The 22,643-nt window shown below is 57.3% G+C and carries 18 protein-coding genes; 8 read left to right on the forward strand and 10 right to left on the reverse strand.

What is annotated here, in order from left to right; all coding sequences use genetic code 11:
* Positions 1-683 precede the first annotated feature (683 nt).
* Positions 684-1,658 carry a hypothetical protein gene (locus AC4HNJ_RS16235; protein WP_490480640.1) on the forward strand — a complete coding sequence of 325 codons (975 nt, stop codon included), beginning with the start codon at positions 684-686 and terminating at the stop codon, positions 1,656-1,658.
* Between the two features lie 77 nt (positions 1,659-1,735).
* Here the strand turns inward: AC4HNJ_RS16235 and AC4HNJ_RS16240 are convergent, their stop codons facing one another.
* Genes AC4HNJ_RS16240 through wecB form a run of 4 tightly spaced genes read right to left on the reverse strand, consistent with a single transcriptional unit; the run spans position 1,736 to position 8,911 of the window.
* Positions 1,736-2,632 (reverse strand): DUF4434 domain-containing protein, encoded by an 897-nt coding sequence (locus AC4HNJ_RS16240; RefSeq protein WP_490480641.1) that lies wholly within the window; start codon positions 2,630-2,632, stop codon positions 1,736-1,738.
* Positions 2,632-5,547 (reverse strand): NfrA family protein, encoded by a 2,916-nt coding sequence (locus AC4HNJ_RS16245; RefSeq protein ID WP_490480642.1) that lies wholly within the window; start codon positions 5,545-5,547, stop codon positions 2,632-2,634. The genes AC4HNJ_RS16240 and AC4HNJ_RS16245 overlap by 1 nt, the downstream gene beginning before the upstream one ends.
* The gene (locus AC4HNJ_RS16250; RefSeq protein WP_490480643.1) at positions 5,544-7,781 is read right to left on the reverse strand and encodes a glycosyl transferase family protein; all 2,238 of its coding nucleotides are present in this window, start codon (positions 7,779-7,781) and stop codon (positions 5,544-5,546) included. Before AC4HNJ_RS16250 ends, AC4HNJ_RS16245 begins: the two co-directional genes overlap by 4 nt.
* Positions 7,782-7,798: 17 nt before the next feature.
* Positions 7,799-8,911: a non-hydrolyzing UDP-N-acetylglucosamine 2-epimerase gene (wecB, locus tag AC4HNJ_RS16255; RefSeq protein WP_490480644.1), complete on the reverse strand. Its 1,113-nt coding sequence runs from the start codon at positions 8,909-8,911 to the stop codon at positions 7,799-7,801.
* A 355-nt stretch (positions 8,912-9,266) separates the two neighbouring features.
* Here wecB and AC4HNJ_RS16260 point away from each other — a divergent pair, with 355 nt between their 5' ends.
* Positions 9,267-11,018 (forward strand): DUF2334 domain-containing protein, encoded by a 1,752-nt coding sequence (locus tag AC4HNJ_RS16260; RefSeq protein WP_490480645.1) that lies wholly within the window; start codon positions 9,267-9,269, stop codon positions 11,016-11,018.
* A 279-nt stretch (positions 11,019-11,297) separates the two neighbouring features.
* Here the strand turns inward: AC4HNJ_RS16260 and AC4HNJ_RS16265 are convergent, their stop codons facing one another.
* Both AC4HNJ_RS16265 and AC4HNJ_RS16270 read right to left on the reverse strand, forming a co-directional pair.
* Complete coding sequence (locus AC4HNJ_RS16265) at positions 11,298-12,311, reverse strand: mechanosensitive ion channel family protein (protein ID WP_490480646.1); 1,014 nt, start codon at positions 12,309-12,311, stop codon at positions 11,298-11,300.
* 82 nt (positions 12,312-12,393) lie between these two features.
* A complete protein-coding gene (locus AC4HNJ_RS16270; RefSeq protein ID WP_490480647.1) occupies positions 12,394-12,591 on the reverse strand; it encodes a hypothetical protein in 198 nt (65 codons plus the stop codon).
* A 241-nt stretch (positions 12,592-12,832) separates the two neighbouring features.
* Here AC4HNJ_RS16270 and AC4HNJ_RS16275 point away from each other — a divergent pair, with 241 nt between their 5' ends.
* The 4 genes from AC4HNJ_RS16275 to AC4HNJ_RS16290 all read left to right on the forward strand — a co-directional run bounded on the left by AC4HNJ_RS16275 (position 12,833) and on the right by AC4HNJ_RS16290 (position 17,479).
* The gene (locus AC4HNJ_RS16275) at positions 12,833-13,045 is read left to right on the forward strand and encodes a hypothetical protein (RefSeq protein WP_490480648.1); all 213 of its coding nucleotides are present in this window, start codon (positions 12,833-12,835) and stop codon (positions 13,043-13,045) included.
* Between the two features lie 539 nt (positions 13,046-13,584).
* Positions 13,585-15,636 carry a ferritin-like domain-containing protein gene (locus tag AC4HNJ_RS16280; RefSeq protein WP_490480649.1) on the forward strand — a complete coding sequence of 684 codons (2,052 nt, stop codon included), beginning with the start codon at positions 13,585-13,587 and terminating at the stop codon, positions 15,634-15,636.
* A 69-nt stretch (positions 15,637-15,705) separates the two neighbouring features.
* On the forward strand, positions 15,706-16,656 hold the full coding sequence (bufB, locus tag AC4HNJ_RS16285) for an MNIO family bufferin maturase (RefSeq protein WP_490480650.1): 951 nt from the start codon (positions 15,706-15,708) through the stop codon (positions 16,654-16,656).
* On the forward strand, positions 16,640-17,479 hold the full coding sequence (locus AC4HNJ_RS16290; RefSeq protein WP_490480651.1) for an HvfC/BufC family peptide modification chaperone: 840 nt from the start codon (positions 16,640-16,642) through the stop codon (positions 17,477-17,479). The genes bufB and AC4HNJ_RS16290 overlap by 17 nt, the downstream gene beginning before the upstream one ends.
* An 81-nt stretch (positions 17,480-17,560) precedes the next feature.
* Here the strand turns inward: AC4HNJ_RS16290 and AC4HNJ_RS16295 are convergent, their stop codons facing one another.
* Positions 17,561-18,517: a GlxA family transcriptional regulator gene (locus AC4HNJ_RS16295; RefSeq protein WP_490480652.1), complete on the reverse strand. Its 957-nt coding sequence runs from the start codon at positions 18,515-18,517 to the stop codon at positions 17,561-17,563.
* Positions 18,518-18,645: 128 nt separating this feature from the next.
* Between AC4HNJ_RS16295 and AC4HNJ_RS16300 the strand changes: the two genes are divergently transcribed.
* Positions 18,646-19,437, forward strand: a complete 792-nt coding sequence (locus AC4HNJ_RS16300) for an SDR family NAD(P)-dependent oxidoreductase (RefSeq protein ID WP_490480653.1) — start codon at positions 18,646-18,648, stop codon at positions 19,435-19,437.
* Positions 19,438-19,817: 380 nt separating this feature from the next.
* Entirely contained in the window at positions 19,818-20,558 is a 741-nt protein-coding gene (locus AC4HNJ_RS16305) for a hypothetical protein (RefSeq protein ID WP_490480654.1), read from the forward strand.
* Positions 20,559-20,646: 88 nt separating this feature from the next.
* Here AC4HNJ_RS16305 and AC4HNJ_RS16310 read toward each other — a convergent pair whose 3' ends face one another.
* From AC4HNJ_RS16310 to AC4HNJ_RS16320, 3 genes are all read right to left on the reverse strand, one after another.
* Positions 20,647-20,865, reverse strand: coding sequence for a tautomerase family protein (locus AC4HNJ_RS16310; RefSeq protein WP_490480655.1), 219 nt, complete (start codon positions 20,863-20,865; stop codon positions 20,647-20,649).
* Positions 20,866-20,926: 61 nt separating this feature from the next.
* Positions 20,927-21,835: an SDR family oxidoreductase gene (locus AC4HNJ_RS16315; RefSeq protein WP_490480656.1), complete on the reverse strand. Its 909-nt coding sequence runs from the start codon at positions 21,833-21,835 to the stop codon at positions 20,927-20,929.
* 19 nt (positions 21,836-21,854) lie between these two features.
* Positions 21,855-22,595, reverse strand: a complete 741-nt coding sequence (locus AC4HNJ_RS16320; protein ID WP_490480657.1) for an SDR family oxidoreductase — start codon at positions 22,593-22,595, stop codon at positions 21,855-21,857.
* Positions 22,596-22,643: the final 48 nt, after the last annotated feature.

Below are 22,643 nucleotides of genomic sequence, written 5' to 3' on the forward strand. Positions count from 1 at the left end.
ACCCGCGATAAGGCGCCTAGGTTCGCATCGTTCGCCGATGCTCTGAGGAGCGACGCGCCGACCGATGTCAAGCACGTGCTGTACGCCAACGATAAGCTGTTGCTCACCGCCATTCATCGCGGTGATCGGTCGGCATGGACGAGGCTGACCACCTCCGATTTCACGTATGTCGAAGAAGGGCAAGTCGCCCGACACGATAAGTTCTTGCGTGTTCTCCCCAGCGCCGCGCTCTGCTTTGATTTCCATAGCTTGAGCCAACTCGACCATCAAAATTGGGTCGCCGTCGTATATCAACAAAAGTTCGTTCTACCCGCGTTGATGAACAAAGCGTGACCTTTGGTTGCAAGCTCACGAAGCCCTAATGGCCCTGCATAACCAAATCTTTATCCCTATCTAGATCGATTCGCTAAACTCGAACCGCCAGCGATACCCGGTTTGTCGATGCGGCATTTGTCGCCCTCGCTGGCCATTCCAACGGTTTACCCGTCTGTATCCCTCTGCCTTGCTGCATGGGAAGGGGCACCGTTCTATGGACGATCTCCACTCGTGCTCGGACGAGCACAACCAGGCCCGGTTCCGCAAACTTTTTCCGCGGTGCCTTCGTTATGTCGTGGCAAAACCAAGCGTCACTGCCACCACTTCTAACTGGGTAAAGGATCGCCCCCGTATGTGAAGTCTGTTCAATGAAAAAACTTGCAACTGCCGTAAAGACCCTCTTTATTCCACTGGCTTTGTCTTCTGCTGTCTACGCCGCATCGGCACCGATTTCATTGGATGCGGCCGCCCAGGCCGCACCACTTAAGTCGCCTATCTATGGGGTCACCTTGGATGACCTTTCCAAGCTCAATGCCATCATTACGTCACTAACCAAGCTGCCTTATCGCCCCACCGTCCGCGTGGTATTCGATCCGGGCACAAGCGCCGCTGACTACTACCCCGCACTGGTCAAGCTGCATATGGTTGCGAACGTGATGGGTGAGATCATGGACTCGTCTTACTTCCCGACCAACATCAACACCTACAAGGCACGCACCACAGAGTTGGTCAATGGCCTGAATGGAACTGTGGACGTATGGGAGATTGCCAACGAGATCAATGGCGAATGGCTTCGACAGAATCCTGATGGCAGCAACGCAACGGTGAATGCCGAAGAAGCCGCCATCGGCCAGATGGTTGCCGCTGCCAGTTCGATCGTGAAGAGTGCCGGTGGCAAGACCGCCATTACGCTTTATTACAACGACGACAGCAAAGGCAATAATTGCTGGGAAAAACCACAGGATTACTGGAAAACTTGGCCCACCACGTTCTTGCCCACCAGTGTGCTGCGGAATACTGACTATGTGCTCTTCAGCTACTACCCGTACAAGGATTGCCCTGGACTGTCACCCTCGTGGAGTGCCGATTTCAACGCGTTGGAGCAAATCTTCCCCAATGCCAAGGTCGGTTTCGGCGAAATCGGCACATCGAGCACCGGTGCGCCCACTTCAGTACAGACGAACCTGATCAAGACGTATTATCCGATGGTCAATACGTTCAATGACCCCAAGTTCGTTGGTGGCTTTTTCTGGTGGTACTACGCCGAGGAAATGGTTCCGTATACCAAATCGTACTGGAGCACACTCGATCAGACCATTGCCCCGCTGAAGGTACCTCAATAGCCAACGGGCATCGTTTTCACATGTCGGGCAGAACGCCTCTTTAAGGGGCGTTCTGCGTTTTGACGTACCCACTTACGCTAACGCTGCAGTACGGTCGCCATCTCTGGCAGGTAGCGCAATGCGAAGAAAACGCTGTCACCGCCGCACGGAGCGCGCTGTGCCAATGCTGCGTTCGCTTCGGCGGGAGGCAGTGCCGTCGCGGTAAACGCCTTATCCACTTCGGTCTGGTGAAAGATTTCATAGACGAAGCCCTGCACATGCGATGCGCTGCAATGGCTGGTGGCTTGCAGATATAACTCACGCTCGCCTTTATCCAGGTGCCGGGTACCTGCGCCATCCTGTACCCAGACGCGTATGCCGCTACGCTGAATATCAGCGAGCAATTCGGCGTAACGCGACGGCACCATATTGCCGGCGAAAAAGGAGGTTACGTAAATCGGTCGCTGTGCAATCCGATCAAGCTGATTGCGCTCGGAGACAAGATAGTTTTGCAGCTGTTGGCGGGCCTTTTCATCACGCCACCGCGCGTCGTCAATCTCGATCGGCAGATACCAGCCTGCAATCGTATTCGGCTCCAATTCGTCCGCCCAGCGGCGTGCGACCTGGCTGTCCCGCCGCGATAACGACGCCAGGTAATCGCCCAATGCGTCCGGCGATGCTTCCTGGCGTTGAAAGAATGCGGGATCGCTATACAGCCCTAACACAATGCGCAAGCCAGCAGCATGCGCCTCGCGCACACGCTGCAACAACCACGCGTGCTTTATCGGATCGCGAAACGCGTCGCCGTATTGCGTCCATTGCACCACCAGCGTATCGAAGCCCTGTGCATGTACCTGCATAAAGAGAGCAGGCCATCGTGCCTGCGCAACCGCGCTGTCGCGCAGCTGTGGCTGATAGATAATTGCCGTCGCCGCACAGCACAATAGCGGCAAAAACAGCAACGGCAGCATGCACAGACGACATAGCAATCGCATCACCATTTCGTCCCGATAATTAGAAATACCACGTTGTTCTCATGCAGATAGCTCGTGAACGCATGCTGTCCTTCCAGCGCCACGGTGAGTCGGTGCGGATAGGCATCGTAATGCGTTTCCCCATACCACAAGTTCCACTGTAGTCCGACACCGATGCGTCCATCGCGCTCATAGCCCGCCCCCTTCGCTCGCTCGATGCCGGTGTACTGCAAGTGGACGTAGGGCTCGACGGTCTGCCCTTCGATCAGCTTATAGTGCACGCCAAACCGGTAGTCATTTGTAAGTACGCTCTGGTCCGCCCGCAAATAATGTGCAAAGTCGACATAGTAGTTCTGCACGAACCAGTGCGACGCATCCACATGCCAGTCATCGCTGAGTCGCGGGCTGAACGACCACGAACCGCTGGCGCGCACCATCGTGTCATTGTGTGTATAGCGGCTATTTTCGGCCGGCGTCTGCTGCTCAACGGACAGCACGATGTTCTGCGAGATCAGCGGTTTCCAGCTTAGGCCTATGCCTAGCATGGTGGCATGCACCGGCCATACCGAGCCGCTGGCGCCGCTGCCGGCGAACACGCGTGCATAGGCTGCCAATGTATTGATGTCACCACCCGTGAGTTGCGGGTCGAAACGGTATTGCGCTTCCACCTGTGTGTAGCTGCGATAGGAGATGCCCGGCGCTACCGTATTGGCTGCGGTGGAAACGCTGTCGCCCAGCGACATATCGGCACTGAAGCTCCAGTTGCGGCCGAGATCTTCATGCAATCGACGCAAAGCGTAGCGCTGCTCGTCTTGCTGCGTCGTGGTCGTGCCATGGGCGTCATCGGCAGGAGGATCCTCAACGACGCTGAGCTGATCGATGGCTTGTGCGGCATAGGTCCGCGCCGCTTCGCTGTCGCCCAGTTGCTGGTGCGTGTACACCAGCTGCAGAGTCAAGGCCTTATCGTCCGGGTCAACATGATGAGCGCGCTCGAACTGCACCACAGCCTGATCCGGTTCGCCCGCTTGCAGATAGGCATAGCCGAGCGAAGCTGCCAGGCTGCTGTCATCGGGTGCCAACGCAGACGCGTGTTGTAATGAGACCAACGCCTCGCGTGAGTCGCCAGCGTGGTTTTGCAACGCAGCCAAACGAGCGTAGTAGCGCGGATCCGAACGTATCGCCACGGCGTTTTCCAAATCCGAACGGGCGCGCACCGGGTCGCCTGACTCGTCGGCCTGGGCACGCAACCACCAGTACGTATCACCCTGCGACCCTCCTTGTGCCACGTAGGCATCCAGCCAGGAGCGTGCGGCAGCCGGCTCATCGACGGTAAGCGCCGTGGTGGCTGCTGCAATCAAGTCGGCCTGTTGCATGTGTTCGGCGCGCACTGAACGCCAAGCCTGGAGGGCCGTCGCATAGTCCTTTGCGCTATACGCCCGATACGCCAGCGCACGCGCCGTGTCACTGTCGGGCTTGCGTTTGTCGGCCTCAGCATACGCATACTCGGCAAGGCCTGATTCGTCATTGCCATAGCAATCGCCGAGCTGCCGCCAAAGGCCGGCCGGATAGTCCCGGGAAAGATCGGCCATGACTTGGCGAATACCATCGCAATCACGCAAGGCAGCAAGAATACGTACCTGCGCAACACGCAGCGGCACGCTTTCCAGCGGACGCTGCAAACGCAAACGATCATCGCCCAAAAATAGCTTGGGTTGCTCGTGCGCCAGTACGGCAAGTCGAGCGAATAATGCGCCTGCCTGTGGATTACCCGCAAAAGGATAGGCATCGAGCAACAATTGTTTTGCCTCGCCATACGCACCAGCGTCCATCAGGCGATAGCTGAGCGCATCCAGCAGATGGCGCCCACTCGGCGCAGCGATCAGCGCTTCGGCCTGCTGTCTAGCCTCGACATATTGGCCTTGCTTCAGATCGAGACTGAAACGGTCCTCACGAAAGCGGTCGTCGGGCAAGCGAGACAGCATGCTTCGTGCAAGTGCATCGTCGCCACGCACCATCGCCAAAGGCACCGAAAGTTGTGCCTGCCACGCCCGATTGGCCGGATAGCGGACCGCGTAGCCAGTCAGCACATCCAGCCGATCGTGCGCGGCAAGTGCGAGCAGGTTCAACCATTGCCGCTCGTCGCTGCCGTTGCTGAAAGAGGGATGTTGTGTCGCCATATAACCGGCCAATGACCTGCGGTCGCCGCTACTACTTATGGCCTGCGCCATAGCCAGATCCTGGGCCGGCGTATCCAGGCCGTCACGTACTTGCAGCTGCCGCGCCGTATTCAATTGTTTGAGTTTGAGCAGAACTACGAACCACTGATTTTGTTCGGTCGCGCTGAGCTTGTCATGCGCTTCCAACTCTGCAAGTTGCGCATTGGCCCGCTGATCGTCGCCGAGATAAATCGCGCGTTGCGCCAGAGCATGGCGCAACGTGCGCCCTTCGGATGTTTGTGCGAAATCGGGTGCATCGAGTTCCGACTGCGCCTGAGCAAGATGGCCCGCTAGCAACGCATCGAAACCCCGCTTAGCACGGCAAGCCGGCCGATTGTCGCGATGGCAATCGATCGACGTTGCAGCTGTTGCGAGTAACGCGGCGCGTAACCGGGAATCGTCGGGTGTGTAGCGCAGTTGCGCATTCAGTACCTCCTGCGCAGGCGCCGCATGACCAAAATGCCGATACGCTTCGGCCAGATCCAGTGCGGTGTCCACATTTCTTGGCGCGAGGGATCGTGCACGTTCAAATTCTGCCAGGGCCAGACGCTCATCGCCCATGCGCATAGCCGCATACCCCGCTTGCCGGTGTGGGTATAGCATGAACTGCTGATAGTGGCTGGTGTCGACGGTTGGCTCCTGCCCTTCTGCGCTTAACGGCCACGCCGGTGCCACAGCAAGCAGAGCCACGGCACATGGGGCACGCCATGGCTGTTTCATGACGGTTGCCACACAGGCGCTGCAAATCCTGTCGACCTGGCACGCTCCTTTTCAAGCAGGCTTGCAACACTTGGCTGCAAAGCGGTCTGGCGCAGTAGCAGGCACTCTAATGTTTCGCGACTGATCACGCCTTGGCTGATCAGGAATTCGCCCAGCGGTTGTCCGCTGCGTGCGTGACGCAACAGCAGCGCTTTGAAAGCAACCTGGTCCAGATGCCCCTGCGCAATAAGGATTTCCCCCAGCATGACTTGACGCGATACATAGCTCTCCCACAGATATCCCACGCGGTCGCGATGAATGACCCCGCTTTGCGCAGCAGCATTGAGGACATGATGGGGATCGCGACCACCATCGCGCACATGCGCGTACCACCGTCGCAAACCGACGGTAACCTGCCCTTTGTGCGCTATCACATAGCGCACTGGCCGTGCGAGCTGCCGCGCCATTGCAGCCAGTGACACCGGATCGATGTATGACTCGCTGGCGAGGACCAAGACGCTACCTTCGTTACGTAGCGGAAGCACCGCATAATGCAGTGCAATGTGCGCCGGAATAGCATTTAGTGTCTCGCGCGACAAGCCACAGGGATCCACCCATTCACAGCTCACCCCGATCTGCTCGGCAATAGGACGGGCCAGTTGCTCGCAGGTAATAAGACCCTCATGAATCATCGAGCTGCCTAGCAACAGGCCATCGATGCGATGTCGTTCCGCTTCTTGCAGTTCCGCCGCCGATACCGCGCCGTTCGCAACCAGCATCTCATCCAAAGAACGTTTGGCGCGGTTCTCGTTACCGATACATGGGAAGTCATGTGTCGTCTTGTCCCACGCCACTCGTCGAGGGTCGCCGAATTTGATGATCTGCCGGATGGCGCGGCAATTGGCTAGAAAATTGATCAGGTTGCCCCATAACAGCCGCGGTATTGAAAGCAGACCCTGCTTTACGCCGTAGTAGCCGGATACAAAGATGATCCGTTGCAGCATGCGGTTTCCCATTAGCACGACATTCGCCATCAACACGAAAGTGAACCAATGCTGCCCCTCGAAGATTGATACGAAATGAGGCGCTTGTGTCCATACCTGCTGCAACAGCCAGACCATAGCCAGCTGAATCATGATCAGCATCGCGGCGAAACTGACAAAGTTATTGATCGCCCCCTTGCGATCACGCCACAGGAAATAATTGAGTGGCAGGCTGTGCTTCCAACCGTGCGTGCGATAGCCTTGATAAACGATACCGATGATCCAGCGCGACTTCTGACGCACGGCCGTCTTCAGGCGATCGGGAAAGTATTCGCGTACGCAGATCACATTCGAGTCGTGCGCGTTCTGGCCAAGAGGGTGGCCGTGCGTGGCATGACGTCGATAGCGCAAGACCGGAAAGCGCACGAAGATCTCCTCCATGCCCCAGGTTTTCAGGCGCAGCCCGATGTCATAGTCTTCGGTGAGGCTCTGTACGTCGAACGCAATGCCATTACCCTCATCGATCAATGCGAGCACAGCACGCCGGCTGAAACACGTGCCCACGCCTGCGCTAGGCACCTGCCCCGCCAGCGCCTCGCGCACCGGTATGTCTTTACCGTGCAGCTCGGCAAACTCGTCCAGATAATGCAAGCTGGTAAAATTGTTCCACTGCCGCTCGAACGGATAAACCGGGATCTGAATTAGATCCTTGCGGTCGACCAGGTAATTGAACAACCGTAGCTCATGCTCACACAGGACGTCTTCGGCGTCGTGGAGAATGAACCCCTCGAACGTCACATGGGCGCGGCGTTCGAATTGCAGAATGGCATCCAATACATTATTGAGGCAGTCCGCCTTGCTGGTGGGTCCTGGCCGCGCGCACACCACCTTATGCACATTGGGAAAACGCGCACATACCTCGTCGACATCGCGCTGGGTGTCGGGATCGTTCGGATACGTGCCGACAAAAATGTGGTAATTCTCATAATCCAAAGTAGTCGCCGCAAGTTCGGCCATGTGACCGATCACGCCCGTTTCTTGCCAAGCCGGCACCATGATGGCCAGCGGCTTCTCCACCGGACGATACAGTTCGTCATAACGGGTGCGCTGATGTTTGCGGTAAATGATCAGCGATTTCCATAGTCGCCTTGTCCAATAGGCGATATCGATGAACAGGTCATCCAGGCCGCTGATCAACATCATCACTGCGATGGCAGTGACGATGGCACCCAGGCCATAGAGATAGCTCGAAAACAGGTCCAGCCACCACATGCTGCCTCTCCAGTGCGCTAGATCGCCTCGCGCCGAGGCGCGGAGGGCGCCAGTGCGTCCTCAAGGTGTTCGACGATGCGTGTGCTGGCGTGACCATCACCGAAGGGATTGCCCGCACGCGCCATCGCTCTGTACGCGTCCGGGTCTGACCACAGTTCTTCGATCTCCTTCACGATAGAGCTGCGTCGCGTGCCAGCCAAGCGAGCGCAACCGGCTTCGATCGCTTCTGGCCTCTCGGTTTCCGTGCGCAACACGAGTAATGGCACACCAAAAGTGGGCGCCTCTTCCTGTAAACCACCGGAATCGGTCAGCACCAGCCAGGCATCGATCAATGCCTGCTGCATTTCCAGATAATCGAAGGGCGGACTCAAATGCACGTTGACCAACTCACCCAAGATGGCATGCACTGGTTGGCTCACCACAGGATTGAGGTGCACAGGAAACAACACTTGCAAATCCGGATGACGACCGGCGACATCGGCAATCGCATAACAGATGTCGCGCAGATCGCCTCCCCAGTTTTCGCGGCGATGCGCAGTAACCAGCAAGTGGCCACGACCTTCTACACGACGTTTTATCCGATGGTGTCTCACTACCCAGTGCTGCGCGTCGATGACGGTATTGCCAGTGACAAAGATGCGCTCCTGATCGATAGCCTCCTTGCGCAGTGCCAGCCCTGCCCGCGAGGTTGGCGCAAAATGAAAACGGACAATACGACTAACCATCTGTCGCAGCCCTTCTTCCGGAAATGGCCGCTGCAGGTCGTAGGTGCGCAGGCCCGCTTCGACATGAGCAACAGGAACACGACAATAAAAACCGCTCAGCGCGCCGAGAAAGGTGCTTTCCGTATCGCCCTGCACGATCACCAGCGACCACGCTTCACTCGACATGACCGCGTCGAGCGAAGCGCGGCAGTGCGTACTGAACGCGCTTAGCCCTTCACCGCCACGCTCAAGCGAAATGTCAGGAACAATGTTGAAGCAGGCGAGCATCTGGTGTGCCATCTCGCCATGTTGTCCAGTATGCAGCCAATGCGGCCGCACCCACCCGCTGGTACGCAAGCAGTGGTACAGCGGCGCCAGTTTGACGATTTCCGGACGCGTGCCGCAGACGATCAGAACGTCTTGCATGTACTCCCTCCCCTTGCAAAATGGCGCCGCCATTTTGCTTCCTGGGCATCCTGCCCTCGCCCCCTGGCGCTCAGTCGCGCTATGTCAGCAGCGAAAAAGAGCTGCGTTAAGTTCAATATTGCCAACTAGACGTTAAAATATAGGGGGATTTCGTTTTTTATTCGTAAAATCACTCTTGACTTAAATAAATATTTTTAGTAGCGACAAAGCATTCGCAGAGTCGTATGCTGTCCCACGGAGGCGAGGCTTCCCTTTTACGGGACAGGGGCCTGAGCAGGTGAAATGTGCATCGCACTTCCGACGACGTGCGCACCCGTTGCGCATCGATACCACTGCGTGCACGAGGGGAACTCCTATGATCAGGCCAACACTCCACGGGCCTTCCACGCTCAAGTCTTTTATTGTTGCCACGGTATTGGCGTGCATTACCGCATCCGGTCCGATGCGGATCGCCAATGCGGCACAGATACTATTTCCTGCACCCGGCCAGCAGCTTCCCGCACCACCGCCGCACACGACGCCGACCACGATGAAGGCGATTTCCAGGCTGTCGATGCTGATCAGTAACGCAACGCCAGCACCAGCGTCGAACGCCTTCGCTGGCGCCCCCGGCGCGAATCCGAACCAGAACACACTGGTGCTGTACGACACGACCGGACAATGGGGTTGGCTCGGAGAAGCCTACGGTGTGAACGCAGGAAACCTGGTGACTCACGGCAGCAAATACACGCTGCATGCGGCCGTGAACTACGTCGCAGGCGAACTCAATAACTATACGGGGCTCATCTACATCGGCTCCACTTACGATGAGCCGTTGCCGACCGCCCTGCTCGATGATGTGCTTGCCACCACCAAGCCGGTGCTATGGATGAACGACAACATCTGGCAGTTGTCGGCACGCGCCTCGAATTTCGCCGCACAGTATGGCTTCGTACCCATGTATTTCGATTTCAGTAACGCTTTGACGGTGACCTATAAAGGCGTCGCCCTTCAACGCAACGCGCTAGCCGTTTCTTCAGGTCTGCTGGAAACAACGATTACGGATCCGACCAAGGCGCAGGCGCTCGCCATCGCCACCAACGACGTTGGCGGCAACATCAACTGGGCCACAAGGGGTGCCAACCTCACTTACATCGGTGAAGTTCCCTTCAGCTACATGGGACCGAACGATCGCTACCTTGCCGCAGTCGACTTGATCAGCAAGGTTTCCAATCCATCCATGCCCTCACGCAAGCGCGCACTGGTGCGCATCGAGGATGTTGGCGCGGATGCCGATCCTACTGCATTGCGTGCGATTGCCGATTACCTGCACGGCCAGAACGTACCCTTCAGCGTGGCAGTGATTCCGTATTATTTGGACCCGAACGGGTACTACAACAATGGCGTGCCAGTCTCCATACATCTCTATCAGGCACCCGCCGTGGTCAGCGCGTTGAAGTACATGCAATCAAAGGGTGGCACATTGCTGATGCATGGATACACGCATCAATACTCCAACATCGACGATCCCTATAGCGGAGTCAGTGCCGACGATTTCGAGTTCTACCTGGCGCACATTGACTCGGCCAACTATGTGATCTATGACGCGCCTGTGCCGGTAGATTCCGCGTCGTGGGCGCAAGGGCGCATTACGAACGGCGAACTGGAATTCACTAAAGCCGGCCTATCGGCACCTAGCATCTTCGAACCGCCGCACTATGCCGCCTCGGCGATCGATTATCAGGTATTTCATGCCGACTTTGCCTATCTCTATCAGCGCGGCCTGTTCGCGGCTGGCTGGTGCCCAAACGGTGTCTGCGGAACCGGCGCTCCGGATTACACTGAGATCTACGGCCAGTTCTACCCTTATCTGGTGCGCGACATCTTCGGCTCCGTGGTAATACCCGAACAGCTTGGCAATGTCGAACTGGTGGAATTCAACAACAATCCACCGCGCTTTCCTGCCGACATTCTCTTTAGTGCCAACTGCAACACGGTGATCCAGGACAGCGTGCAAAGCTTCTTCTTCCACCCTTATTTGAACATCAGCTACTTGCAGCAAATCGTCGCCGGCCTGAAAGCGATGGGCTATACCTTTGTGCCCGCGAGTACGATCACGAAGGGTTGATGGGCCATAGATGACGGTCGCCGATGAAAGGGTGACCGTCATCGCCGCATATTGCACTCGTGTTATCTCTGCCTCGCAGCCTCACGCCGGCACAAGCGGTCTTGTCTGGCGTAGGGCTGCCGAGTTAATTGAGGTGGCGCGAATGCTTGTAGAAGACTACGACGTAACCCAAAACGCGGCGCAGGCCAAATCGCGGATGATATAAATGCGCTTGCGAACGCACCCCTTCTTGACACTGCTGAAGAACGACTGGGATCGCCATTCTCTGCTGCAGCTTGTTCACTGCTTGCCTGTCGCAATACTTCCGCACAACGACCGAATGTCAGCAACGGGATGGCCAATGCCGATGGTAGCCTCCTGAAACACCTGCGCGATCTGCTGGATCATGTTCGATTGAACGTCGGCCAGCAAAGTGAAGTCATTCACGGCGAAATCCACTTCGTACATGATCATATTGTCCTCGAACCCGCTGGCATAAGCCGAAGGCGTCGTATCCGGCGCCAAACCATCGACCTTATCCGCAGCGCGCCTAAGTGCCTCAAGCACGCGCTTTGGCGCTACGTCATGATGAACGCAGAGGCGGATCGCGCCGATATGCGGAATGCTGAGACGGGAATGATTGGTCACAATCGCCTTGGCAACCATGCTGTTCGGGACAACCACCAAGTCGTTGCAGGCTGTTCTGATGCGCGCCACGCGCCAATTGATTTCGATGATTTGTCCTTCGACGCCATCTTTCGTCGCAATCCAATCACCTGCCGCAAAGGAGCGTTCGATGTTGATCGCGAGGCCGGAGAAGACGTCCGCCAGCGTGCTTTGCAGTGCAAGGCCAAGCACGATGGCGAGCACGCCGGAGGTAGCCAGCAGGGTGGAGATCGGCTGCCTGAAGACCACGTCGACAATGCCGACGAACGCCACTACGTAGATGAGTGCTGAAGCCAGATCCGCGAAGAGTTGCCGCGCGTGCGGCTGATTGTCGTCTGGAAATATCGTACGCCGAAGGATCAGGTCGAGCAGGCTCTTCAACAGCCAGGCACCGAGTATCCACCAGATGATCTTCAGAAGTTCGGGCGGCAGGCGCTGCGCACCAGAGGCACTAAAGAAAAGGTGGCGTCCGAGCGGATTTGTGCGTCCGGGATAAATCGCGGTAAGCAGCAACAAGATGCCGCCGCCCCATAGAAGCTGGCGATAGGGTCGCAGCTTTTGGATAAACCCGCATGCCAATAGCAAAATCGCGAGTGACAGACAGGCGATGTCGAATCCACTGAAGATATCGGCGGCAAAAATGTTCATGGCCATGGCTCAGGAATGCCGGCGATTGCCCTGCTTCGGCAACCATCCAGACGATCTGTCCTGCAGCACATCGGATGCGCTGTCATCTCACTCGGAACACCGCAATATATTCGCAGTCCGGGCACCGATACGATTGAAGATCGCCACCTTGCTCAGAAGGCTGCTCTTCAAGGTAACTGACGTCCAGGTTATCCCGCTTCATCTCAGCATGACTGCTGGACTCGGCACAGCGCGGGCAGATAACAGGCCCCTCCGGCAGCGATGGGTAGGTCTTGGTCATGATGGCTCTCTCCTTCCGCGCTTAAGCCTCGCAACAGCTCGGCCGACAGACAAAACGGGCACGGCTCTGAGCCGCCATATTCATTCCATGTCGCCGGGAATGTCTTGAGGATTATCAAGTCCAGCCTATCGATTGCCGCGCTGAGCGTCCCAATGGGACATGCCCGCCTGCTCTCGCATGTCCGGCAACTCACCTCGCGGGCAAGGGCACGTGACCTCTGCCGACACAGCAGGCCACGCAAGTGCATGGTTCATTTCGTGATGGCGTCAACGTTGACGACCTCGATCAGCATAAAGCGATCTACGAGATATCCCCTCGCTTTGAAGGCGATGATGAAGTGTTGATTGCATTCGGCAACCTCGCCACCCACAAGTCGATGGCAACGCGCAAGCGCAACAATTCGCGGCTCTATGCTGGCCCGACACGCACACACGGAAACATCGTGGATGCGTGAAGATGGCGTCAAAGGAGGTCGGTGAGACTTAGCAACCGCTTTGTCATAAACAGTTTCTTGCATGGCACCGTGCACATTGTCTTATTCAAGCGTATGCTGACGCGATCCGGGTTGGGGGACTTGGAATGGCTAGGGACAGCAAAAACCGCAGCAGCAGCTCTTCTGCCACATGGAAGGCAACCGAACGTGTCCGCGCCTTCAACATCCGGCCATCGAACGAATCCACGGAAGTCGAAGCAACAGGTGAAGTCATTCACTTGTTCGCGACCCGTGCCTTAGCGCATATCGGCCTGCTCGCCGCAGAATTGCGTACTCAAGATTTTCAGAAGGCCAAGCGTCCAGACGCCACTCTTTGCGTAGTCAAGATGTCCGCTTCAACGACTCACGTCCCTTTTCGGCAGGCCGTACAGTGATGCGGCCACCAGGAAACGGAAGGACGCAAGCAAAGATTCCAGCCAGATCATCACCCCCAATCAACGAGGGGGCGCCATACCGCCTTCCCTATTTTCCTACCCATCGCCTGTAAGGAGAGAAAGTCCATGAATGACTTGGCAACTCGATCGGAAATCGAACTCGGTATTTGCATCGGACGAAGCTTGAAGTACTTCGAAACCGACAAGGCTGCGGTGTGGCAGATCGCGCAGGCTGCCGTTGACGTCGAGCTATTCACCATCCCGCTTTACATGACGGCGATGTACTCCATCTACGGTACGCATGAGATCAATGCCAAGAACATCGACTACTACAAGGGGCGATGCTGGCCAGGCATGGCACCTACCGCCAACCCCGATACCGAGGAGCGCAAAGCGTTCAATCTGATATTCAGTGTCTTCATCCAGGAAATGCTGCACCTGGAGATGGCCTCCAATATCAGCACGGCGATTGGGCTGTTACCGACATTCACCAGCCCTGCCCTGCAGACGAAGGATCACGGTTGGCATTGCTATGGTCCGGATAAGACCACCATTCCTTACATTGTGGATCTCCGGGACACTACGCGATATCACGCCACCAAGGTTGCTCTTGGCACGCTCGACAAAAACACGCTCGATCTGTTCTGCGCCATCGAGCAGCCCGCGAAAGATGCCCGCGAAGAGATTCTTCCCGGGCAGAGTCACAAGTATTTTCCAAGCGTGCCGTTCCCGGATTGGGATCCCGGCAAACCGCTGCCGATGTTCGGTTCTATCGGTGACATGTACGAGTGCTACGCCAAATACCTGCGCATCCGTTATGAAGATGGTCAAACATTGTGGGAGAAATTGTTTACACCTCATTGCGTACAGCAAGATCTTTTCAATGTGACGGAAAAGGGACATCCCAAGCGCGAATTCCCCGGTTTTGAAACCAAGCTGAGCCCTCAGGATCTTGCCAATCCTATGGCGGCGTTCGATAAGGCCATCACCATGATGGCCGCCATCACCGACCAAGGCGAAGGAAGCCTGATTACGCTCGGCGAGTCATTGCTTCGCTATCGATTCTCCCCCGCATTATTGACTGATGTGAAAGAGCGGTATCGCGAAGATAGGCCAGCACTGGATGTGGACTATCCCTCCTACAACGCTCAAGGCGGGGCGGCTCCTTCAGCTGATGCCGAAGCTCGCGCGCACTACGCACCTGAAACGCACTATGAACGATTCGAATCGCTTCGCGGCAAACTCGACCGGATCATGACATGGGAAAAATGGCACGCCGATCCGAACAACCGCTGGACCGCGGCGATGCTCACCACCAAGGACGGCAGCGCCCTCACCGCTTCCTCCCCCATTCCGCCGCCCCAGCAGGTTGCCGACGCGCTGAACAGGCTGAAGGCGAAAGGCACTTCCGAACACGCCTTGCTGAGCAAGGTTGCGGTGGGCGCTATAGCAGGCGTCACGATGGTGCTCAACGATTATTGGAAAAACGCCAGCACGGTTTTTCCTTACCCGTCCATGTCAGGTTCCGGCGATCGCGTTTCGCTTTGCTGGGCAGTATTTGGAATCACCCCCAACCTGGGTCTCGGTGTCGGCGCCATAAGCCCCACCAAGCTCTATCACGCTTGCCAAGGCATGGCGCTTGAAGGCAACGATAGCGACTGCGCAGCCATCGAGGTCTATCACACATGCCGTGGCTCCAACAGTTGCAAAGCGCAGGGCGGTTGCGGCTTCGCACAACTGGATAGTGGCGGTGGATCGTGCGGCCACAGCGGTGGTTGCGGCATGACCGCCAGTGTGCCCGAAGGCCATGCGCCCTACATGTTGCGCGGTCGCAAGAGCCACGCCAACGCACCAGAGGGCAATCTTTGCGGTGCACCGCAACCATCCACGGGCAACTACAGTTCGCCCAGCGACAATAAGTGCGCCACGTTCGGTGGCTGTGCGGTACCTATTTCCGCTTCGCAGCTGTACCCCGAGGGCGGCACCATGGTGTTGTACGACTTTGTCGGCGCCGGCCATCAATCGAAGAAAATTGGCGAGATGACGTTTGCGCTGGGAGATTCGGTGTACAACAAGGCCTGGGAGGCTTACCAGAAAGTGATGAGCCAGCGCGGCACGCCGGTCGGCAAGTCGCCGGAGGCAACCGACTTGCGCATTGCCTTGCCCCCTTCTACCTGAAAGCCCGCAGCCCGGATCTCGCTTCCATCATCGGGAGCGAGATCCCATGATTATTTCAGCAGGTAAATCATGATTGTTCCCCGGCTTGGCCTACCTAACCTCGGATTCGGCGTGGGCCTGAGAAGCACGCATTTCGATCACATCTTGCGCCACGGACCCGGTGTCGACTGGTTCGAAATCATCAGCGAAAACTTCATCGGTCATCACGGCTACGCACGCCATGCGCTGGATTGCATTCGCGCCACGGTTCCGGTCGTCATGCACGGTGTTTCCATGTCGATCGGCAGCACCGATCCGTTGGATCACCTCTATCTGGCCAAGCTCAAGCAGCTCGCCGACGAGATCGAACCCGCGTGGATCTCCGATCATCTGTGCTGGACCGGTGTCGTCGGTGTCAACGCGCACGACTTGCTGCCGCTGCCGCTGAATGAATCCACTTACCAGCATGTACGGCAAAGGGTGGAAGCCGTGCAAGAGCTGCTGCAACGGCCACTGATTCTCGAAAATCCAAGCAGCTACCTGCAATTCACTTGCTCCCCGATGGCTGAGTGCGACTTTCTCGCGCTTCTTGCCCGGGAAACCGGTTGTGGTCTGCTACTGGATGTCAATAACGTTTACGTGTCCGGTCGTAACCACGGTTTTGACCCAGAACACTACATTCGCCGATTGCCGTCCGACCATATTGTACAAATCCATCTCGCAGGCCCCAGTGATGCCGGGGATCTGCTGATCGACACCCATGACCGCCCCGTACCAGAGCGGGTCTGGCAACTTTACGTACTCGCGCAGCAGTACTGTGGCGCGGATTCGTCCGGCCATGGTGCCGTATCGACCCTGCTCGAATGGGATGCAAACATTCCCGCGTATCCGGAATTGTTGGCTGAGCTGGATAAAGCTCGGCAAGCATTGCGCGGACAGATCGCATCGCACGCGGTCGATGCCGGGAGCACCTCCACGCCGCTTGGCTATTCCACACCTATCGCGTTTCAACTAGAAGAAGAACATGCCATCGCTCCATGACGTTCAACACTGGTTGCTGACCGTCATGACCAACCCTGGCGGTGCTGGAAGCGGTGCGGTGCTGGCGCAGCAACGAAAGGGACTCGCGGTGGACCAGCTGATTCGCTCTCACGGCCCCGCCGACCCGATGCAACGATTAGCCGTCTATGCGGATGGCTATCTGTTGCGACTGCTTGATTGCCTTGCCGCAGACTACCCGGTGCTGCGACGCGTGATGGGAGACGAGGTATTCGGTTTCTTCGCGCGGGCCTTCCTATGGGAAAACCCTTCGCAATCCCCAACGCTCTACGACCTTGGCGCAGGCTTTCCCACCTTCCTTGCACAACATCGCCCAGCGCAAACCGAACCAGCCGAAGGCAGCTGGCTGCTGCCGGTTGAACTGGCGCGATTCGAGCGTGCGTGGCTCGAAACCATGCGTGATCATGGACCGGAACGCGCGCACCCCGCTGCACTGGCTGCATCACCATGGATGGCACAGGAGGTCACGCAGTGGGAAGTTCCTCCATGCGTGCGGCTGCTTGATCTGAAACTCCCCCTGATTCCGTTTTGGCAGGTAATGAGGGCTAGCGATGAAATAGTTCCGTGCCCCCAACCGGCACGAAGCATGGTCGCCATCACGCGCATGCATTACCGCGTATCGGCTTGCCAACTGACTTATTGGCAATACCGCATGCTGGAGGGATTGCGTCAGGGACGCGATCTGCTTCAGACATCGCAGTGTGCGGCAAGCCACGACATGCCACAGGAGCACGTGCTCGCCGATTGGACGCTATGGACAGCAGTGGCGCAAGAATTGGGACTGCTCGTGGCGAGCCATTCTTAGTCCGCACCAAGGCCCAATCAATGAAAAACGGTCTGAATCAGCCACCCAAGCGAAGCGGCCGACACAACACGCATAAGCGGGTCACGCATCCAGGCTTGTCGTTTCAAGACGCGCATTTCGCCGAATGACTTGCGGTGGCTGCCCAAAGCTGCGCAAAAATGCTTCGCGCATATGGCGCCTGTCGGTGAAGCCTGTTTCAGCCGCCACTTCGTCAATGGTGAGCCGGCTGCCTTCGATCATCATGCGTGCCGCTTCCAGGCGCAGGTTTTCGACAGCTTTTGCAGGTGTCTGACCTGTCTCCGCACGAAAAGCCCGGCTGAATTGCCGAGGGCTCAAGGCTGCGATTTCAGCCAGTAGCTCGACAGTCAAGGGAGCAGCAAGGTGTTCCTTCGCGTACGTCAATGCTTTCTGGATGCGATCTGATTTGGGTGCGAGTTCGAGCAATGCGGAATGCTGGGACTGCCCTCCGGCACGGCGGTGATAGACAACCAGCTTTTGCGCTGTCTTGCGCGCCATCTCCATGCCAAGGTCTTTCTCGACCATCGCCAGCGCGAGATCGATGCCAGCGGTCATGCCGGCTGAAGTCCAGATGTTTCCGTCAATGACGAAGATGCGATCTTCTTCCACGGAAATGCGCGGGAAATGCATCTGCAGCTCCCGCGCATAAGCCCAATGCGTCGTCGCACGCCGCCCATTGAGCAAGCCGGCTTGCGCCAGCACGAAAGCACCGGAGCAGATGGATGCCGTGCGTCTTGCTGTCGTCGCGCTTGTTTTCACGAACTCAAGCACTCCCAGCGGGGCGTCGTCAATGATCGAATCGCCGCCACACACAATCACTGTATCGAAAGTCCGGCTGTCGAAAGGTTCGGTCACGATCGTCATGCCACCGGACGAACGAACCGGGCCGCCGTGTTCTGACACATAGACCGAGTCGTAGATTTTCTTGCCAGCGGTCATGTTGGCGTACTCGAAGACCGGCTGCGCAGCCAGGGCCATCGACTGGAAACCGTCGAACACCACGACGCCTATGGTTTGCATGACTGGACCTCGATCGGCTCATGTCCTAAATACGTACTATATACGACATTTAAGACATGGACCAATCCCCCTATAAATCACTCCAAGGACGAGCCATGACGGTTCGCCTATCTATAGGAGACCAAGCAATGAATCTTTCATCCAAGGGCACAGCTCTTATTACGGGCGCCTCTTCCGGGATCGGTGCCGTCTACGCCGACCGCCTGGCCAAGCAGGGGTACGACCTGATCCTGGTGGCACGCAATCGCGACAAGCTGAATGCACTGGCCAAGCGTCTGGCCGATGAAACCGGTCGCAGCGTGGAAGTCGTGACGGCCGACCTCACCAACGGCGAGGACATCCGTCGCGTAGAAACCGTGCTGAAGACAGATGCCAGCATCAGCCTGCTGGTGAACAATGCCGGCGTTGGCGGGGTCCTGCCTCTGCTCAATAGCAAGGTGGACGACATGGAGCAGATGATCACGTTAAATGTCACAGCGCTTACGCGCCTGACTTACGCCATCGTCCCAGGCTTCGTCGCGCGTGGAAGCGGCACGATTATCAATATCTCGTCGATCGTGGGCGTCGCCCCTGAAATCCTCAATGGGGTGTACGGCGCGTCCAAAGCATTTGTGCTCAGCTTCAGCCACTCCCTGAATCATGAACTGGCGGACAAAGGCGTTCGCGTACAAGCAGTATTGCCGGGTGCTACCGCCACGGATTTCTGGTCCACCGCAGGTATGCCGGTGGAACATTTGCCAAAGGAAATCGTCATGACGACGGAGGCGATGGTCGATGCATCTCTCAAAGGTCTTGCCGCGGGCGAACGCATAACCATTCCGAGCCTGCATGAGGGCGATAAGTGGGATAGCTTTGAAGCGGCACGCCGCGAGCTGTCGGGTTTGTTCAGTCGCAATACCCCGGCGCCTCGCTACGTTTGACGCGTTTGCGCTAGCTTGCCTTATGCCAACAGGGAGCCCGTCGAAAGCAAGCAGGCCTTTCGACGGGCATCCTCTATGTCGCCACCGTCTGCGCGAAAGCGGATTTCACCGAGTGCATCTCTGCCGGTGGTAGCAGTCTGCTGGAATAATAAGTACGCGTTGAACATTTTTTCGCTCACATCGGGGATTCCATGCGGATACTGCTTATATCTTTCGTCTTGGCATGGGGCATCTGCGCAAGCCAATCTGCCCTATCGCATACCGATGCCTCACTGTCCCGCAGGCCCTTCGATACGGCGGTGCCGCTAGTGGATCGGACCGGCCCCGCCCCGCGCGCCTTTTTTGACATGCTTGGCCTGAAGTCTGCGCATTCGCATGTTTTGACAGAAAACGACCGTGACAAGCTGGCCTTTGCGCTGGCGCAATTGACACCTTTGCAGCAAAGAATTCTGACGGGTCATCTACGATCCATAAGCTTTGTCGAGGGCATGCCCAATAATGCGCTCACCTACCAGGATGCGCGGTCGAACAACGCCCTCAAGCTTTATGACATCACGATACGTGCTGGCGTGTTGAACGAAACGGTCTCTCAGCTCGTTACCAACAAAGAGAACAGCTGCTTCGATTCCAGCGGGTCCACTATGAAGGTGTCCATTGATGCCGGGCAGATGAATGCGCTGGTTTACATTCTTCTGCATGAGGCCACCCATGTCGTCGACGGTGTCCTCAATTTCACCCCTGACACAGGCAAAGTCGATCCAGAGGCATTACCGCTCACTGCAGCCATCTGGCAGGATCGCGTTCATGCAAAGCCGGCTTATCGCGACCCCATCCTGGATGCGACCTGCTGGCATGTAGCCGGCAAGAAAATACCCATCGCAGATGCCATAGGTGTGTATAAGGCGTTCGAAAAGACGCCGTTTGCATCGTTATACGGAAGCAATAACTGGCACGACGATGTTGCAGAACTGGTTGCATGGCACGACATGACGGCCATGCTTCATCAGCCGTATGCCATTCAAATCATCAAAGCGGGAAAAGTCGTCTTTTCCTATGCGCCGATGAAATCAACGCTCGTCCAACGCAGATTCCGCTATCTGGATATGTTCTACGCCCGTTGAGATCGCGGTATCGCTTCGTGGCATGGCGCCGGCATAGGTGTTGCCGGCGCCATCCTTGCATAGCTTGCGCGAGGTCGCTTTCTAAGCGCTACTTGCCTTTCGGTGGAAGCCCCATCTTTGCGAGCGTAAGTGTCTCGTCAGCACGCCCCCAGCCACCGTCGGCGACTTCCTCGACCAGTACCATCGAGTACGGACGGACACCTTCGCCGAAATACTCGACGAACATCGCGGTAGTGCGGTGAATGATTTCTTCCTTGCGTGCTGCATCAACGATTCCTTCTGGAAATTTGAAATTGGCGAATGGCATGCTGCTCTCCTGGAGAATGAGAAGTGAGTGATTTGCGATAGGTGGGAACGTCGTCTACGCGCTAGCAGACTTGCGCGTTATGGCGCGGCGACAACAGATCGCCCAGCTTGATCCGATGCAGGAATTCCACGCGAATGCGGTCCGCCACAGCGGCAACGACGGCACAGCCGTCATCGGATGGATCAACATGTACGCGGAAAGGGCGGCGCCCATAGGGCGTATTGACGATATCGACCATGGCGCGCGCAACACTGGCCGGATCTGCATCCGGCGGTTCACAAGCCGCCAGATTTTTCAGGATGTCATTCGCCAAGCCCTGATTGGGGCCGCTTTCGTACTCGGCGGCACGCGCGCGATCCGACGGCACGCCGGCGTGTGCAAAATGCTGGGTGCCTTGGGTGAAGGCGCCAGGAACCAGGATGGCAGTTTCGATGCCCCATCGCGCAAGCTCACCGGCATAGCTCACTGCTACGGCATCCATCGCAGCTTTGGCCGCGAAATACGGTGCCAGGTAAGGCGGCGTTCCACCTCGATGGCTGCTGCTGCCGACCCATAACACCAGTCCGCGCCCTTGGCGGCGCAGATGTGGAAGTGCCGCGCGATTTACGCGCTGGGTGCCGAGCACGTTCACGTCGTAAAGCTGGGCATATTGCTCCGGTGTGAAGGCTTCGGCTGGGCCGAATGCCATATGGCCTGCGTTATGGACCAATACATCGATGCGCCCTTCCTCCGCGAGGATCCGTTGCACAGCTGCATCGACGGAGGGTTGCGATTGCACGTCCAATTCGACCGCATGCAAACGAAGGCCCTTCTCTGCCGCATAGGCATTCAAGGCATCGACCTGCGGTGCATTGCGCCCATTCATATCGCGCATGCCGGCATAGACCGTATGCCCCGCTTCGGCGAGTGCGCGAGCACTCATTGCACCAAAGCCGCTGGAAGCGCCGGTCACCAAGATCACGTCATTCATGATTGCACTCCTTGAAGTCTCAGGCGAAACCGCCATTGGCGCGAAGAACCTGGGCATTCACCCACGCGCCATCCGAGCCAGCCAGAAAGGACACCACGCTAGCGATATCCTCCGGTTGACCGATTCGCTCCAGCGGAGCCTGCTTGACGATCTGCGCGATCAATTCGTCGCTCTTGCCTTCCAGGAACAATTCGGTTGCGACAGGCCCGGGGGCCACAGCGTTGACCGTGATATTCCGTCCCCGCAACTCATGGGCGAATACGCGCACCAGGCCCTCCACCCCAGTCTTCGAGGCGATATATGCGCCATAACCCGGCATGTTCTTGGCTATGACACTCGATGACAGCGCAATGAAACGACCACCCTGCTCCAAATGTTTGGCAGCCTGCGCCATCATCAGGAAGGTGCCGCGCAGATTGATGGCGATGTTTTGGTCGAAATCAGCCATCATCATTTGCGCAATCGGCGCAAGCACCATGACACCAGCGCTGTTGACCACGACATCCACCTGTCCGAATGCCTGCCTGGTGCTTTCGTACAGGGCCGCCACATCGTCCGGGTGGCTAACACTGCCGCGAACGGCAATGGCCTGGCCGCCGGTAGCCTCGATCTTCGCGACGGTTTCCTGGGCCTTGACCGTATTACCGGCGTAATTCACGGCCACTGCAAAACCATCCGCCGCCAGGCGCAAGGCAATGGCCTGGCCGATACCGCGGGAACCTCCCGTCACGATGGCACTTTTCACTCGTTGCTTATTCATATCTGGCTCCTCTGTCTGGCCGGGCCGATCGCCCGTCGAAGCCTATTC

Source organism: Dyella sp. SYSU CM1112 (assembly GCF_058216415.1).

Bases quoted from the DNA above. Each gene is read 5' to 3' on its own strand.
- AC4HNJ_RS16235 (WP_490480640.1), top strand. From the start codon at position 684: ATGAAAAAACTTGCAACTGCCGTAAAGACCCTCTTTATTCCACTGGCT.
- AC4HNJ_RS16270 (WP_490480647.1), bottom strand. From the start codon at position 12,591: ATGACCAAGACCTACCCATCGCTGCCGGAGGGGCCTGTTATCTGCCCG.
- AC4HNJ_RS16315 (WP_490480656.1), bottom strand. From the start codon at position 21,835: ATGAATGACGTGATCTTGGTGACCGGCGCTTCCAGCGGCTTTGGTGCA.
- wecB (WP_490480644.1), bottom strand. From the start codon at position 8,911: ATGCAAGACGTTCTGATCGTCTGCGGCACGCGTCCGGAAATCGTCAAA.
- AC4HNJ_RS16245 (WP_490480642.1), bottom strand. From the start codon at position 5,547: ATGAAACAGCCATGGCGTGCCCCATGTGCCGTGGCTCTGCTTGCTGTG.
- AC4HNJ_RS16260 (WP_490480645.1), top strand. From the start codon at position 9,267: ATGATCAGGCCAACACTCCACGGGCCTTCCACGCTCAAGTCTTTTATT.
- AC4HNJ_RS16280 (WP_490480649.1), top strand. From the start codon at position 13,585: ATGAATGACTTGGCAACTCGATCGGAAATCGAACTCGGTATTTGCATC.
- bufB (WP_490480650.1), top strand. From the start codon at position 15,706: ATGATTGTTCCCCGGCTTGGCCTACCTAACCTCGGATTCGGCGTGGGC.
- AC4HNJ_RS16310 (WP_490480655.1), bottom strand. From the start codon at position 20,865: ATGCCATTCGCCAATTTCAAATTTCCAGAAGGAATCGTTGATGCAGCA.
- AC4HNJ_RS16240 (WP_490480641.1), bottom strand. From the start codon at position 2,632: ATGCGATTGCTATGTCGTCTGTGCATGCTGCCGTTGCTGTTTTTGCCG.
- AC4HNJ_RS16320 (WP_490480657.1), bottom strand. From the start codon at position 22,595: ATGAATAAGCAACGAGTGAAAAGTGCCATCGTGACGGGAGGTTCCCGC.
- AC4HNJ_RS16300 (WP_490480653.1), top strand. From the start codon at position 18,646: ATGAATCTTTCATCCAAGGGCACAGCTCTTATTACGGGCGCCTCTTCC.
- AC4HNJ_RS16290 (WP_490480651.1), top strand. From the start codon at position 16,640: ATGCCATCGCTCCATGACGTTCAACACTGGTTGCTGACCGTCATGACC.
- AC4HNJ_RS16250 (WP_490480643.1), bottom strand. From the start codon at position 7,781: ATGTGGTGGCTGGACCTGTTTTCGAGCTATCTCTATGGCCTGGGTGCC.
- AC4HNJ_RS16265 (WP_490480646.1), bottom strand. From the start codon at position 12,311: ATGAACATTTTTGCCGCCGATATCTTCAGTGGATTCGACATCGCCTGT.
- AC4HNJ_RS16295 (WP_490480652.1), bottom strand. From the start codon at position 18,517: ATGCAAACCATAGGCGTCGTGGTGTTCGACGGTTTCCAGTCGATGGCC.